At 42.7% G+C, this 13672-nt stretch carries 13 protein-coding genes, 1 pseudogene and 1 riboswitch; of the genes and pseudogenes, 9 read left to right on the top strand and 5 right to left on the bottom strand.

The genetic code is table 11. The annotated features are described in order from the left end of the window. Window positions 1-33: 33 nt before the first annotated feature. From PSHG_RS18580 to PSHG_RS18570, 3 genes are read right to left on the bottom strand one after another with little or no spacing between them, the layout of a single operon-like run. On the bottom strand, window positions 34-765 hold the full coding sequence (locus PSHG_RS18580) for an amino acid ABC transporter ATP-binding protein (RefSeq protein WP_010276066.1): 732 nt from the start codon (window positions 763-765) through the stop codon (window positions 34-36). A 13-nt stretch (window positions 766-778) separates the two neighbouring features. Next, window positions 779-1450 (bottom strand): amino acid ABC transporter permease, encoded by a 672-nt coding sequence (locus PSHG_RS18575; protein WP_010276061.1) that lies wholly within the window; start codon window positions 1448-1450, stop codon window positions 779-781. A gap of 34 nt (window positions 1451-1484) precedes the next feature. Then, window positions 1485-2279: an amino acid ABC transporter substrate-binding protein gene (locus tag PSHG_RS18570; protein WP_010276057.1), complete on the bottom strand. Its 795-nt coding sequence runs from the start codon at window positions 2277-2279 to the stop codon at window positions 1485-1487. A gap of 443 nt (window positions 2280-2722) precedes the next feature. On the opposite strand from PSHG_RS18570, the gene PSHG_RS18565 reads away from it, so the two are divergent. The 4 genes and pseudogenes from PSHG_RS18565 (at window position 2723) to PSHG_RS18535 (ending at window position 6835) form a co-directional block, all read left to right on the top strand. Next, window positions 2723-3373, top strand: a complete 651-nt coding sequence (locus tag PSHG_RS18565; RefSeq protein WP_010276052.1) for a TetR/AcrR family transcriptional regulator — start codon at window positions 2723-2725, stop codon at window positions 3371-3373. Beyond that, the gene (locus tag PSHG_RS18560; RefSeq protein WP_010276049.1) at window positions 3373-4110 is read left to right on the top strand and encodes a CPBP family intramembrane glutamic endopeptidase; all 738 of its coding nucleotides are present in this window, start codon (window positions 3373-3375) and stop codon (window positions 4108-4110) included. The genes PSHG_RS18565 and PSHG_RS18560 overlap by 1 nt, the downstream gene beginning before the upstream one ends. A gap of 1666 nt (window positions 4111-5776) precedes the next feature. Continuing rightward, window positions 5777-6086 (top strand): annotated as a pseudogene (locus PSHG_RS18540) (CRISPR-associated helicase/endonuclease Cas3); the annotation flags it as partial. 395 nt (window positions 6087-6481) lie between these two features. Next, window positions 6482-6835, top strand: a complete 354-nt coding sequence (locus PSHG_RS18535; protein ID WP_010276034.1) for a VOC family protein — start codon at window positions 6482-6484, stop codon at window positions 6833-6835. A 165-nt stretch (window positions 6836-7000) separates the two neighbouring features. On the opposite strand, the gene PSHG_RS18530 is transcribed toward PSHG_RS18535, so the two are convergent. Further along, window positions 7001-8209, bottom strand: a complete 1209-nt coding sequence (locus PSHG_RS18530) for a KamA family radical SAM protein (protein ID WP_010276030.1) — start codon at window positions 8207-8209, stop codon at window positions 7001-7003. A 272-nt stretch (window positions 8210-8481) separates the two neighbouring features. After that, window positions 8482-8626, bottom strand: a riboswitch (cyclic di-AMP (ydaO/yuaA leader). Between the two features lie 942 nt (window positions 8627-9568). On the opposite strand from PSHG_RS18530, the gene PSHG_RS18520 reads away from it, so the two are divergent. The 5 genes from PSHG_RS18520 to PSHG_RS18500 all read left to right on the top strand — a co-directional run bounded on the left by PSHG_RS18520 (window position 9569) and on the right by PSHG_RS18500 (window position 12427). Beyond that, window positions 9569-10045: a DUF2975 domain-containing protein gene (locus PSHG_RS18520; RefSeq protein WP_010276027.1), complete on the top strand. Its 477-nt coding sequence runs from the start codon at window positions 9569-9571 to the stop codon at window positions 10043-10045. Window positions 10046-10054: 9 nt separating this feature from the next. Beyond that, window positions 10055-10279, top strand: coding sequence for a helix-turn-helix domain-containing protein (locus PSHG_RS18515; protein WP_010276024.1), 225 nt, complete (start codon window positions 10055-10057; stop codon window positions 10277-10279). A gap of 13 nt (window positions 10280-10292) precedes the next feature. After that, window positions 10293-11084: a DUF817 domain-containing protein gene (locus PSHG_RS18510; RefSeq protein WP_010276021.1), complete on the top strand. Its 792-nt coding sequence runs from the start codon at window positions 10293-10295 to the stop codon at window positions 11082-11084. A 145-nt stretch (window positions 11085-11229) separates the two neighbouring features. Further along, window positions 11230-12015 carry a hypothetical protein gene (locus PSHG_RS18505; RefSeq protein WP_010276017.1) on the top strand — a complete coding sequence of 262 codons (786 nt, stop codon included), beginning with the start codon at window positions 11230-11232 and terminating at the stop codon, window positions 12013-12015. 82 nt (window positions 12016-12097) lie between these two features. Further along, a complete protein-coding gene (locus PSHG_RS18500) occupies window positions 12098-12427 on the top strand; it encodes a hypothetical protein (protein WP_010276013.1) in 330 nt (109 codons plus the stop codon). A gap of 567 nt (window positions 12428-12994) precedes the next feature. Here PSHG_RS18500 and PSHG_RS18490 read toward each other — a convergent pair. After that, window positions 12995-13555 (bottom strand): RNA polymerase sigma factor, encoded by a 561-nt coding sequence (locus tag PSHG_RS18490; protein WP_010276005.1) that lies wholly within the window; start codon window positions 13553-13555, stop codon window positions 12995-12997. Window positions 13556-13672: the final 117 nt, after the last annotated feature.

Raw genomic sequence — 13672 nt, 5'->3', positions numbered from 1 at the left:
GCGTAACCTCATGCAGGCCAAAGATCGGCAAGGTTAGCGGTAGTTTTTAAGAAACTGTTTGGTTCGATCGTGTTGGGGGTTGTTAAAGAACTCCCCGGGAGGGCCTTGCTCCACAATATTGCCGTCCGCCATAAAAATAACATGATCGGACACCTCGCGGGCAAAATCCATTTCGTGGGTTACGATAATCATCGTAGTATCCATTTCGGCGATGGATTTGATGACCTGCAGAACTTCTCCTACCAGCTCCGGATCAAGCGAGGAAGTAGGCTCGTCGAACAATACAGCATGCGGCCTTAGCGCAAGTGCGCGGGCGATGCTGACCCGCTGCTGTTGACCGCCGGAAAGCGTGACCGGGTAGTTATCTCTTTTATCTTCTAGTCCAACTTTGCGCAGCAGTTCCATCCCGAACTCTTCTGCTTCCTTTTTGGGCATCTTTTTCACGACGATTAACGATTCCGTTACATTTTGCAAGGCGGTTTTGTTTTTATACAGATTATAGTTCTGAAACACCATGGCCGTCTGCGCCCGCAAATCTCGAATTTCCTTGCGGGTGCAGCGTTCGGCGTTCAGCTTCACATTTCCAATCTCGATGGTGGCCGTATCCGGCTTCTCCAAGAAGTTCAAGCAGCGGATAAGTGTCGATTTGCCGGAGCCGGATGGACCGATGATCGACATCACTTCCCGGTCCTTGACTTCAAAATTAATCCCGTCAAGCACGACCAGGTCATTGAAGCTTTTCCTAAGATTCGTTACTTTAATCATAGCCCATCTACCTTTAAGTCCGATATGGACGATCTAAATATTTTTCCAGCTTTTCCTGCAAGTACGAATAAATAATAATTAGTCCCCAGTAAACAAGGGCTACAGCCAAATACGCCTCGAAGAAACGGAACGACTCGGACGCCTGCATTTTGGCCTCGGCGAAAATTTCTACAACTCCTAATGTAAAAGCAAGCGAGGTTTCTTTAATCAAGCTGATAAAAATATTGCCGGTTGCAGGCAAAGCATTGCGTGCCGCTTGCGGCAAAATGATGCGGCGATATGCCTGCACCTTCGTCATGCCGCCGGTAAGACATGCCTCCATCTGGCCTCTGTCCACCGATGTGAACGCCGCACGGAAGATTTCTCCCAGGAAGGCCGCCTGCTTGAACCCAAAACCGATAATGGCTGCCGTGAGAGCATCCATTGCGGTAAAAGCGGGAAACAGCTGCGGCAGCCCGTAATAGATCAAGAATAGCTGCACAAGCATAGGAATGGCCCGGAAAAACGAGATATAGACAGCAGCAGAGGAACGGAGTGCCCAGTTCTGGCTGTTGCGCATTAGAGCCAGAACGAGTCCGAATGCTACCGCAATTATCATAGCCGTGATCGCCATCAGCAGCGTTATTGGAATGTATTTGGCAATGGTCGGTATCAGTTCCAGCATATACGATGGATTAAAATTCATTTATTGATCGCTCTCTCCCGAATTCGCAGTAACCTTACTCCGCTTTGATTGTAATATCTTCACCGAAATATTTCTCGGAAAGCTGCTTTAACGTTCCATCCTCTCTTAGCTTCTGCAATTCGTTGTTAATTTGCTCGATCAGCTCGGCATTCTGTTCGTTTCTGACAAAAGGAAAGGCTACATCTTCATAATGGAATGGATCGCCGACGAATTTGAGCGGCAAGTTATTTTTCTGTATTTCAGCAAGCAGAGAAGCTTTGGAATTCACGTAACCGTCGACCCTTTTGTTCAACGCATCGTTTTGCGCGCCATCACGGGTTTCATAAGTGCGGAGATTGATTTCTCCGTTTTTATCAAAGGTTTGCAAGTTTTTCACGTTTTGTGAGCCGAGCACACCGGCTACGGTCTTGCCTTTCAAGTCGTCAAGGGTGTTGATGTCCGTGTTGTCTTCATGAGTAACAATGGTAACGCCAGCATAGGAATAGGGGGCGCTAAAATCAAACTTTTCCGCGCGCTCCGGGGTAACAGCCACAGCATTGGCGATCGTATCGATCTTGCCGGTCTCGAGACTTCCCATCAAACCGCTGAAGTCGGTATTTGTCCATTCTACGGTATAGCCCAGGTTGGCGGCAACATGCTCAATAACTTCAACATCGAAACCGACCAGCTTATCGCCTTCTTTATAACTATTGGGATAGGATTGCCCTGTAGCGCCGGCGCGAAGTACTTTGGAGTCATCCGAACCAGTGCCGGAACCCGAGTTCGAGCAAGCGGCCAAGAACAAGCTAAAAATTAATAACGAAATAAGCGCAAAATAACCTTTCTTCATAATAATCCCCTTCTATCTGTCTAAAGTTTAAATCCGAGTGTTTGTGTTGGATTTAGGTTAATTATATAGGTACCTGCAAGGTTAGTCAATAAATAGTTTGAGGTTTAAGTCAAAAGTTTCTCTATCAGTCAATAGTAATATTTTACCATTTTTGGTTTGCTTTTTTGGGTGGAAAAGAAGATGTTTGTGAAGAATCGTGCAGGGCCCAAAGCTTATTGTCTCCACCGACCTAATTTGTATGAACAAACATACAAATTAGGTGCTGAGAAGGGAGAAAAACTGGTGTTTGAATGAGAAATCATTAAACCTATTAAATAAAAATTGACAAGGAGCCTGCAGAAAACTACAATTAAATAACTAGTTAGTTACTTAATGAATTATGAGCAATGCTGGCCCATTCACTAAGCAATCTAGCCAGTGATTTTATAAGTTTGGAGGAAGCGATGAAGCGAAATGCACAGCAAACACAGGAAAAGATTTTAAGCGCGGCTACAGTCAAGTTTGCCGGGGGTGGCTTTGCAGGCGCCCGTATAGACGAGATTGCGGAAGAAAGCGGCGTTAACAAACGGATGATTTATCATTATTTTGGCGATAAACAGGGGCTTTACGAGAAAGTGCTGATCACGCAAATGAAGCATATGTACCTCAGCATTTCATTGCCGCCAGAGGGCACGCCGGAGCAAAAAATCAAAAACGCAATTCATGCTTATCTGGATTACTGCCAGCATCACCCAAGCTATATTTCCTTAATGATGTGGGAGATGGTCTCCGGCTGGGAATCCTTGAACCGGATAGCAGATGAAGTGGAGGACGGGATCCACTACTTCCTGGTTGGTGCTATTGTGGAAGGTATGCAGCAGGGGATATTTTATGCTGATCTTCATCCCCGGTTATTCCTTTCTCTCACCACTGCACAGATTTTCTGTTTTTTTCCGATGCTGCAGCATCCGCATTTGCTTCATGATGGAGCAAGTGTCCGCATGCCGCAACAAGAAATCGACAAATATAAAAAACTAATGGTAGATCACATCATGAGATCTTTGAAGCCGGGATCGACATCAGCCGTTCATGGAATGGAAGGGGATCTACTGTAATGGAATTATTAATGGAGTATTCGCTCAGGGTCACACCCGGTTTGCTACTTATCGCTCTTTGCTATTTTCTTTTGCCTCATAAATCGGTGGCTTTCCGGATTTTCTTGCTTATTTTTGGCTTCATTCTCGTCCGGGATGTCATGACACCGCTCGGATTTTGGCAATTTGGGACTTCTGGCGGGACGGTCTGGGTTCGTTTTATTGAAAATGGTCCTTTACTCCTCACACTTGGGGCAGTATCGCTTGTGTTAACGGCTGTTATCCTGCGTTTCAACCGCAGATTTAATTCTTACTTGCTATGGATCGGCCCGAACAAACCGGTATCTGTTGCTGTAGGTTTGGCAGGCGCGTTGGTCGTTTTAGCTCCGTTTTTTGTTATGTATTTGTTCGTTCCTATCGGGGAGCGCGGAGGAATCGTTCCAACCAATCTGCTTCTTCCTTTGCTGTGCATGGCCTTGCTGGGGAACTTTATGGAGGAAGTCCTGTTTAGAGGGTATGTGCAGGGATACTTAGCCAAATTAACAACGGCCTGGAGAGCGGCCATTTTGTCGGGATTGCTGTTTGGTGCCGGACATATATTCTTGGCATCGACGGTTACGGACTTGGGAATTGCGGTTTTGCTGTTTACAGTGTACGAAGGAATTGTTTGTGGAGTAGTGCGGATGAAATACGGTATTGTCGCTTCAACGCTAACTCACGGGTTGACCATCTTTGTATTGGCCTCCGGTTTAATTTAAGGTGATCTACGTTACACCCACGTTAATCGATATAATCAATCAGTTCCGCATTAAAGCGAGTGTGTTATAGTAGTGGTAGGATAGCAGCTCAAGCTGTAAATCCATGAAAATGCCCCTCGCGTTTATGGTTTTTGGATGGTCGGGTTACCTCCATTTTACCATTTCTCGCTAAGGTGCGTTTTTGTTTTATGTCCAATTTTATGAGCTTTTTGAACAGGCTCTTTTAAAGGTAAGGAGTAAGTCCCAGCTTAGCCTGAATAGGCCGAGCTGGAACTAGATAAATAGATTTTTACTTGAGTTTAGACTGTAATATTCCAGAGTAATAGCCAATTAGAAAAGTTACAATTACTGTAATGTTTATATAATAAGTATTTTTATTGGAAAGTCCTAGACCTTCGAAAAAATTAGATAACCAAAAAATGCTGAGCATAATAGTAACAAAAAATATTAAAACAGGTATTGCTATTGCCCAACGAGGTTTCTTATTGAACCCCATTATTCCACCTCACTCAATTCTTAGTTGTTATTTATTTACTAGAAGCACATAGTGGGTCCTGAAGATGGCCAAAAAAAGGTTCTGAATGTACCAAGGTTTCTTGCTTGACCTAGATAAACGCTGGCAGTTAAGCATGTGAGGTTGCTGAGATTTGGAACAAACATGTCAAAGGTTACTGATCCATCCTCATTTCGAATGATTTGGTACGTAGTAAGGACTCCAACGGTTACAATTCCAACTAAAGCAACTACTGCACCAGCACTAATAATACCAAATACACCTAAGGCACCAAATAATGTCGTGGCAATCGCTATTCCAACACCTTGCATATAGGCTGCATTTTAATTAATGATTTACTGCCCTCCTTTTTTTCTGACTAGTAAAACTTTACCAATAATTAACATTAATGTAAAGGAAATAAATACCAATACCCATTCATGAATGAAATCGGTTATTTCTTTGTTGCTATACTTACCACTGTAGGACTTTCCGGCAGCTTTAGCCGCGAGTATGCCAGCGGAATGGACCAGTTATTGTTAAGTAGCCGATTCGGAAGGAGCAAGCTGGCAACGGCTAAGCTGGCTGTTGCAGTTATATATTGTACAGGCATTGTCGTCATGTTCTGGAACTTTAAGCGCCTCCTCTTTCTAACCAACGATCACCTGCATGCGAAGTTACCAAAACAGTCTCTTGCCTTAAAAAGAAGTTACCTTTCTAAGAAAAGTTCCTAATGCTATTTATCATAATAGTTGGTCCCTAAGCTACATCTCTTTATGGAAACAAAACCTATGCAAGTTGGTTTTTTCCAAATATAATTTTTCACAGTGCAAATTAATAATGGAACACTCCTTTTTTGGTTTCTTCCAAAGAAATAGTTCTTCCATCCTGTAGAAGAATTCTTGGTCATAACCGAGTCGCACTCTATATGAGTGCGTGGATTGAAATGCGAGCGCATGCTCTCTTGGCTGATAAGCAGTCCTACTCTGTCTGTGGATTGAAATAGGCCGCCGGTATACGCTTTGTAAAGTTCTGAACGAAGGCTGTTCTATTTTTTTGTAAATTTTCCTAACGATTAAACATTCGAGACAACCTTTTGTCAAAGCTATATGGCATAATATACCTAAACTTATCTAATATGCTAAAATAATCCGAAAAGATTGGGGGATATAAGTGGAGTATATTGCTCATATTCGCGAAGAGGACAAGGTGAATCAATCGGTCAAAGAACATCTGCTGGGGGTTAAGAAATTAGCAGAGAATTATGGGGAGGGTATTAATGTCAAACATCTGGCAGGGCTAGCCGGATTGCTTCAAGATCTTGGCAAATATACCGATCAATTTCGTGAATATTTGTTAAAAGCTGTGTACGAACCGGAAAATGCTCCTGTGAGAGGAAGCGTGGAGCATTTTTAAAGGGATGCGGGCCGAGGTAGTAGGCAATGCAATCATATCTAACCATTCTTATCTTCAAGATTTCCTGGCCAGGAAAAACGAGTTTTTAAACCCTCAGATTTTGGGGTTAGCACTAAAGCGCTTGCAAAAACAGGTATAGTAAGGCCTGGTTTTCGGAGCTGTCGCATTCATGTAGGTGCTTTATATTAAGAATGATGGGCAGCTTGAAAAGGCCAAACACTTGCTGATAAAAATATGAAGATTAGTTAATCTATTTTATAAGAGGCTTCGGTCCTTACTGGCTTTTACCGAAAAGCGAGCGAATATGGCTGCTTTTCTTTTTCCTACGGGCGTACTACGAGCAGGCTGCAATTGCCCCAACCTTACGATGCTGCCTAACTTGTTATATCGACAGCCTAGTAAATAACCTTTATTGGAATCCTCTTAATTTCAATCCCCAAAAAGAAAGGAGATTTCTAACAAATGACGACCTTGTTTCAACGGATCGATACCGTTTTTGTCCCGACCCGTGATATTAAAAAAGCAACTGACTGGTATGTTCAAGTGTTAGGTGGAACTACTGACTGGAGTGGGGATGAGGGTGAATACCAGTGTATAAAATTTGGCGATACGTCCATTACCTTATTCCTCACCGATGAGCAGACCTATTTTGAGCCGCGGCGAAGCGCATTCAACTTCTATGTATCCAATGCGGAAGAGGCTCATAGCTATTTAAAAGAAAACGGGGTTAGAGTAGAGGAGGTAAAAGAGTACGGAGCCAAGTACTTTGCCTTTTATGACCTTGATGGAAACTGCCTGGAAGTATGTGAGTATTGATTGTTGCCGTGTATAGTTATTGCTCAGATGGAATAAGACTATGCAAGCGACAGACCAGCAGAGGGACAGTGAGCAGGACTAACATAGGATTGAATATGCGGGTGGCGCCCAGTGAGGACGCAACCCGCATACTGTTTTTACTGGCAGTACTCTTGTACTCTAGCGTTACTTTGCAGTTGAAACAGTCGTTTCTTTACGGAGACGCTGTGTCCGCACTTTCTTGACAGGCATATCGGGAAGGGAATTGACCGAGGTAATTTGATCACTCTTTTTACTAGGAGGAGTCCAATACTGTTCATTGCCAGGTAAATCGTCGAACCATGCTGCATCAGGCGGACAGTCGAGCACCATAAACTTGCCATATTCGTCGTCGCGGGATTGATGGTATTTCAAATAGGCTTTTCCGTTGTCGATAGCCAAAATCTCGATCTTGCCGGAAGTATGGCTCATCGACAGCCGTACCCGCTTGCCTAGCCCGGATGTACGCGCCTTGGCTTCCTCGACAATTCGGTATACACGCTCCAGCGGCAGGACAAAATCGGAATTGCCGGCTACAGGGCGATTCACGAAGAAATAGTATGGCGTTACGCCAGCCCAGGACAGCTTGTCGAGCAGCTCGCCCAGCACGACCGGATCATCATTGATTCCACGCAATACAGGCGTTTGGTTGACGACGATCGCCCCCGCTTTGTGCAAGGCTTCAAATCCACGCTTGGCTTCAGGCGTAATTTCACGCGGATGATTGATATGGGCCATGACATAGATGCGCTGCTCCGCTGTGGAGAACGTTTGGATTAGCTCCAGCAAAGCTTCATCCTCATAGATGCGCATCGGGTTAAAGACAGGCATTTTGGAACCAAGACGGATAATTTTGACGTGCGGGATGCTGCGCAGCTCTTCCAGAATGCTGCGAAGCTTCGGCGTTCCCAGCAGCAGGCTATCTCCGCCTGTTAGAAGTACGTTGTTGATCTCGGGGTGGGCGGCGATATACTCGAGGCCCGGCTGGACATTGAGTACCGCCTCTTTCACGTCGTTGCGGAACAGACGCTTGCGGAAACAGTAACGGCAATAGGCACCGCATACTTCGGAGACGATGAGCAGCGCGGTAGTCCGATACTTATGCTGGCAGCCGGGGACGACATAATTCGTGTCCTCGTCAGAAGCATCCCAGCGCCCATACTCTTCGAGCTCGTTGTCATTGGGAATGACCAGCTTGCGGATCGGATCATGAGGATCTTGCCAATCAATGAGATTCAAATAGTAGTCATTCACACGGAAAACGAACTTCTCTGTAATTTGCTTAAGCCGTTTGCGTTCTTCCTCGGATATTTCTTTAATTTTGTCAATATCCGTAATGTACTTTGGCTGAGCCATATGCATTCCTCCTGCGTTAATATCGCTGCAGGCGAACATGCTAGGTTGGGTGTTGCCAGCCCGGTCGAGAACCAAGATTCGAGTACCGTTTTACCAGTGCCGTATACCTGTACCGTATGTAAGATAAAGCCTGATGCTTGCACGAGCAGATACAGCAGCGATGGTACTACTCCAGCAGTAGACGCTAAAAAAAGCCCAGGTGCAGGCCGGGGCTTCATAAACAAACAAAAAGACCCCGGGAATAGGGGCCATAAACATTCAGTATAAACAATAATTGCCCCATCTACTGCTTACGAGGTTAGCTGACGGACTCGGGAAAGATGGTTCCCTACGGTTCATTGAACAACGATTCGCCCCTGTTGCATGTGGTTCCCCCGCTTTCCGATGAGAGCACCGGAAATTAAGCGTACTAATAGTATATCTATATATTATGGGAAAAGTCAAACAGCTGGAGGCTATTTGAATCTGAAAACAAATGAAAATTTTGGATAACGGCAGCTTACGCGTTCCGATTCTATGAAAAAATCTATTTGCTAGAGCCGGGAACGTGATATACTCTTTACTAGGACTATGAAAGTGGTGGATGTTTTTGGGTCACGGCGTAGCTGCCTTGAGAGGGGGTGACGCCGATGGCCGTACTTGTAGCGTGGCTCGACGTACTCCGATGGATCGCTGCGGTACTAAGCTTGGTGCTTGGTTTCCGTAAGCTGTATCGTTGGCTGAAACGTAAGTTTCGCAAACGCAAGCAAAAACCCACCGCGTAAGGTTGGCTCCTAACGGTGGGTTTTTGCATCTGTTGCTATTTTAAACAATGCACGCCGTGGTGATCCACAGCCTTTCGAGTCCTGGAGAGTCTTTGCCGTTGCAGCGGCGAAGGCTCTTCTTTAGTATATGGCTGAAACATAAGTCTTCATACAACTGAATAGAAAACTGAATACTTGATTGTACACTTATTTTAGCACTTCCGAAGTTTGAACGCAATAACCTGGTCAGCCTACAATCGTGACAAGAGTTGGACTATTTGCTGTCTGTGCCGCACTGGCTGGCTATTTGTTTTATTCGTAACCATCCTTTTGTGTCCGTCCAACAACGGGTGATACTGTGGAGGCTACCGCCATGGAGGAAGAATGGCCCCCGAACCCGGCAATTATCATCAACAGCATAGTTTGTCTATAAGAAATTGAAATACAAAACACTCCAATCGTTAAGGGGATACCTAGATTTGGAGTGTTTTTTATGGCGAAGTGCAAGTGTATTCCTATTCAATAATAATAATATGTAAATAAATAAAAATTTATCGATAAACGATAAATTTATGTTATAATCAATTAGCCAACAAATTTAAGAGAGGTGCTTTTTATGAATCGAGGTTCTACACTTTTTTTGAAAATAGCGGTTTTTCTTATGGGTATTCCTGTTCTTGCTTTGTGTGTATTTGGATTAACATGGCTGCCCAACCATCCGTTAAATCCGGATTATGACCATATCCTATATCCTATTTTTATAGGGGTGTATGTAACCGTGGTGCCGTTTTTCGTAGCATTGTATCAGGCTTTTAAGCTTTTAAGTTATATTGACAAAAACCAAGCTTTCTCTGAACTGTCGGTTAAAGCGCTAAAAAATATCAAATATTGCGCAATGATCATCAGCGGTTTGTATCTGGTTGTACTGCCATTTGTTTATTTTTTAGCAGATCGGGATGATGCCCCGGGTCTTATATTTATGGGAATGGTGCCTATCTTTGCTTCCTTAGTAATCGCAGTATTCGCGGCCGTTCTTCAAAGACTTTTACAACAAGCGATTGATATCAAATCTGAAAATGATTTAACGGTCTGAGGTGAAACCATGGCAATTATAATCAACATTGACGTGATGCTGGCAAAAAGGAAGATGAGCGTAACAGAACTCTCCGAGCGGGTTGGAATCACAATGGCCAATCTCTCTATATTGAAGAATGGAAAGGCCAAAGCTATTCGGCTATCCACTTTGGAAGCGATTTGCAAAGCTTTAGAATGTCAACCTGGAGATCTTTTGGAATACCGGAGTGATGAAAACCCCCATGATGAATAATGGAGGCACAATCGTGAGGCCATTCAAACAACTCGTTCATTTTGGTTGGGAGCAAGCCCTATCCTGTTTGTTTCCTGTCGTTATATTTGCCTCCTTAGCGATTACACAGTTCATACCGCTGCCCTTCTTACCGCGTTATGACTGGCTGCTCATCATCTGTCTTGTCATGCAGTGGTGGATGGTACGCTCTGGGCTTGAAACAAAGGACGAATTAAAAGTCATCACCTTATTCCATCTTATTGGGCTGGCGCTTGAGCTTTTTAAGGTGCACATGGGGTCCTGGTCTTATCCGGAGGAAGGGTATTCTAAAATTTGGGGAGTCCCTTTGTACAGCGGATTCATGTATGCAAGTGTGGCAAGTTATTTGTGCCAGGCGTGGAGGAGGTTAAAGGTAGAACTGGTTAAGTGGCCGCCGTTTTTGCTGGTTGTCCCTCTTGCCGCTGCGATTTATTTAAATTTTTTTACCCATCATTTTTGGATTGACGTCCGCTATTGGTTAGCCGGGCTCGTCATTATCGTCTTTTGGAAGTCATGGGTTAGATATGAGGTGAACGGAATTCGTTACCGTATGCCAATTGCACTCTCTTTTGTGCTCATCGGTTTTTTCATATGGATAGCCGAAAATATTGCCACGTTCTTTGGAGCTTGGGAATACCCGAACCAGGCCGATGCATGGAGTCTCGTTCATTTAGGAAAGGTGAGTTCATGGCTCTTATTAGTCATTGTTAGTTTTCTTATCGTTGCAACGCTAAAACAGGTGAAGGGTAACAGTTCCACTGGAGCAGACGTTAGTCGATCTTTATAGAGTTATACCGAGGAGGGAGAAGCGTCCACAACGGGCGTTTTTCTTTTTATCATAGGGTGATAATCGTAACGCAAAGCTCATTCACACCACGCCATATACCGATACTTAATGATAACCACTAATCATTAAGGAGCTTTTTTTCAACATGCTAAATGAACTTATTACTTATATTCAAACGAATCCGGTGTGGTCTCTGGCTGTCACCGTTTTAGTCAGTCTAACCATTTGGCTGTACAAGGAATTTAAGGTTATGATTGACCGTAACCATAGTAATAAAGTGGAAGGCATTCAGAAGAAACTGTATGTATACGGTCATTTGGAAGTAGTTAAGGTGATTCATCATCCTCATGATTCACTGGCACTGAATGAGCTGATGAACCGAATGGGTGAGGCCAGTTCTTATTTTAGTAAGGATATCCGAAGGATTAGCCGGGATTTTTACAAAAGCTTTGACCCAGAGCTTTTGCCCACTCTTTTGGAGTTTATAAATGTTGAATTGGAGAGATTGCACCAAGAACAATTAGGACTAAACAAATACGATACGCCTACTGATCTGGAAAACTACATAGATAAATTAACGCAGCCGCTAAAGCCAATCGGTTTCATCTTTTTAATCGTGCTGGTCATTGTTTTCTATTTTATGAACTTTTTTCAGTTAAGCACGGGATGGGAGAGGGTTTCCTTAACAGCTTTTACTCTAGGAATCGTGCTGAGTGGAATGGTCTTTTATGTGTTATTTTCCCTATGGATTAGAAAAGACCTTCCCGCTCTTGGAACATACAGATGGATGTTAAATGGGACTATAATGCTTTCTCCATTCTTAGCTTTTGTTCAAGGGAATCTTTCCGTCGCTGTCCTACTTATTCAGCTTATTGCTTTTGTTTTGTTCATTCGCAGTAGCGGGCCAAAGGATAATCTATTGCTGTATTAGCCTTAATTATCCAACTCCATTTTTCCTGCGGTTTTATCAAAATCGATTAACAGAGCGGGTTAGAGAAGAGGGGGCTAACAAAATGATAAAGCGGGGAATCATGCTTGTAATCACTTTATTGCTAATAACAAGCTGTGTTCATAGCAACCAAAATCAATCATTGGAAGCAGAGGCTAACAACAGCTCATGTTTACTTGCCTTAGATGAAGTACTGGATAGTCTTGACCAAAATCATTTAGAACCCCTTCCGCTTGAATTGAGTTCCTCAAACCTATCGCAAAACTGGACATTAAACTATGTAGAACCCATTACGGTACACAATCGGAAGGCCATTAGTAGACTACCTTTTATGGAGGAATTATCGGTCTATATTTTTGAATCGGAGGCAGCTCAACAAAAAGGACTTAGCTGATTAAATAAATATTCTCCAAGCGATCATACATTGATTGTCTATGATCATAATAATGTTCTCCTGCTATTTTGGTTTATTCAAGATGCCAAGCAAAAGGAAGATTTTCACAACGATATTACTACCGCTGTCGTTTATTCAAAAGCAGAATATTGTGTTTCCTCTTCATCGTTTTGACATCCTTAAGCTTGTTCTACCCATTATTTTTTAGTCTACGAATCAATATCTATAATAGAAGGCTTGGGTAAAGATTTAACCTTAGAGTATCCTTGCAAATGTGAATCGAGATTTTCAAAAAAGATGTCAGTGATGTCGTCTTTCACAACCCATACAAAACCCGGGACTTTGGAATGAACTGTGGACAAATCTATAGAGGTAAAAACAAAAGTTATTATGAAAACGCAGGCAATCAGGGTGCTAATTATTTTTATTCGTTTGTTCAAACGTTTTTGTTTATTGATTTTATCTATTTTGGTTTTAACACTGAGCCAGGAATGTAGGCCATCGGGAATAATCGTATCTTGATGTATGTTTTTTAATAGTTCCTTTAAGTGTTCATGCCTAAAATCATTATCCATCACGATCAACCCATTTTCTCGAGAAGTGTTGGTACAGTTTTTTTCTAGCTCTAACCATGGTTTGAGCTAAGGCTTGTTCAGTTGTACCAAGTTCTATTGCGATTTCTTTATAAGATTTCTCTTCCACGTAATATAGAAACAAAGCCTGGCGATATTTAATGCTTAATTTGTTAAGGGCCTCATTAAGTAGCTCGTTCCGTATAATATCTTCCACTTGATCCGATACAGGTAAGTCATGCCTCTCATTTAGAATAATATCTGGTTCAGAAAAATGATGATATTTTTTGTTTTTCTTGAAAAAATCATAGGCCTTATTTCGAGAAATTTTTATAATCCAAGCTTTCATATTTTTAGTGTTTTTTAATTTCGGAGCTTTAGCAACTACTTTTAAAAAGGACTCTTGCACAATATCTTCAGCTAACTCGTGGTTCCGAAATAGAAAGTATATATCACGGTAAACTAAATTTCTATAGTTTAGGTAGACTGTTTTTTGAACATCGTTATCTAAATTATAGAAATTATAAAGTAAAAAGTACATCCATTTTTCTGGCATCCTACCTTCCCCCACTAAATTTTTACTAATCACTTTCAGAAATTTTCCATTTATAAGGGAATTCTAACATTAAATTCAACAAAATATCTATTCATTCCAGCAACAAAATTTTTTTGT

Source organism: Paenibacillus senegalensis JC66, from assembly GCF_000285515.1.
Lineage (GTDB): Bacteria > Bacillota > Bacilli > Paenibacillales > NBRC-103111 > Paenibacillus_L > Paenibacillus_L senegalensis.
The sequence above is the reverse complement of the archived record's forward strand: the minus strand, read 5'-3'. Positions and strand labels throughout refer to the sequence as shown.

Coding starts and splice junctions, on each gene's coding strand:
- PSHG_RS18580 (WP_010276066.1), bottom strand. CDS start 765: ATGATTAAAGTAACGAATCTTAGGAAAAGCTTCAATGACCTGGTCGTG.
- PSHG_RS18575 (WP_010276061.1), bottom strand. CDS start 1,450: ATGAATTTTAATCCATCGTATATGCTGGAACTGATACCGACCATTGCC.
- PSHG_RS18570 (WP_010276057.1), bottom strand. CDS start 2,279: ATGAAGAAAGGTTATTTTGCGCTTATTTCGTTATTAATTTTTAGCTTG.
- PSHG_RS18565 (WP_010276052.1), top strand. CDS start 2,723: ATGAAGCGAAATGCACAGCAAACACAGGAAAAGATTTTAAGCGCGGCT.
- PSHG_RS18560 (WP_010276049.1), top strand. CDS start 3,373: ATGGAATTATTAATGGAGTATTCGCTCAGGGTCACACCCGGTTTGCTA.
- PSHG_RS18535 (WP_010276034.1), top strand. CDS start 6,482: ATGACGACCTTGTTTCAACGGATCGATACCGTTTTTGTCCCGACCCGT.
- PSHG_RS18530 (WP_010276030.1), bottom strand. CDS start 8,209: ATGGCTCAGCCAAAGTACATTACGGATATTGACAAAATTAAAGAAATA.
- PSHG_RS18520 (WP_010276027.1), top strand. CDS start 9,569: ATGAATCGAGGTTCTACACTTTTTTTGAAAATAGCGGTTTTTCTTATG.
- PSHG_RS18515 (WP_010276024.1), top strand. CDS start 10,055: ATGGCAATTATAATCAACATTGACGTGATGCTGGCAAAAAGGAAGATG.
- PSHG_RS18505 (WP_010276017.1), top strand. CDS start 11,230: ATGCTAAATGAACTTATTACTTATATTCAAACGAATCCGGTGTGGTCT.
- PSHG_RS18500 (WP_010276013.1), top strand. CDS start 12,098: ATGATAAAGCGGGGAATCATGCTTGTAATCACTTTATTGCTAATAACA.
- PSHG_RS18490 (WP_010276005.1), bottom strand. CDS start 13,555: ATGCCAGAAAAATGGATGTACTTTTTACTTTATAATTTCTATAATTTA.